The sequence below is a fragment of the endosymbiont of Riftia pachyptila (vent Ph05) genome (assembly GCF_000224455.1).
Lineage (GTDB): Bacteria > Pseudomonadota > Gammaproteobacteria > Chromatiales > Chromatiaceae > Endoriftia > Endoriftia persephonae.
Genome location: NZ_AFOC01000193.1, coordinates 1 through 573 on the forward strand (window position 1 = coordinate 1; position 573 = coordinate 573).

The window sequence follows — 573 nt, forward strand, 5'->3', positions numbered from 1 at the left end:
GGCGAGTGAAACGTCGGCATCATCGGCTACCGGGTGTTCCGCGATGGTGTTGAGATCGCCAACAGCGCTATCAACAGCTACCGCGACAGCGGCCTCACCCCGTCGACCCGCTACAGCTACCAGGTCAGCGCTTACGATGCCGCGGGTAATCAGAGTGAGCCCGGCGTAGCGGTGGCGGCCACTACTGGCAACCAGCCGAGTCTGCTGATCGAGGACGGCTTTGATACAGACAGCGCTGGCTTCAGCTATGTTGACGACCCGTTCCGTGGCAGCAGTGCGCCGGGCTATGCCGACGGTAGTCTGCTCCCTGATGGCGGCTACAGCGGTGGTGCCTTGCAGATCATCCTGGGTGGCATCAACAGTGCCGACATCTTCGGCCTCTCCGGCGGTTGGCAACGCGACTTCCAGCTCAACGGTCTGAGCAAGGTGGTGTTGAGTTTCCGCTATCGGCTGAGCCAGAGTCCCTTTTACGAGCAGGATGAACAGAGCCAGCTGCTGGTGAGCCTGGATGGAGAGCTGATCGGCGTTACGCCCAATGACTACATCGATCAAGTGCAGGGTAACGGCAACGGT

Annotated in this window: 1 pseudogene; it reads left to right on the top strand. The window is 60.7% G+C overall.

Annotation, left to right across the window (positions count from 1 at the left end):
* Positions 1 to 33 precede the first annotated feature (33 nt).
* A pseudogene (locus RIFP1SYM_RS16165) lies at positions 34 to 573 on the top strand (hypothetical protein); the annotation flags it as partial.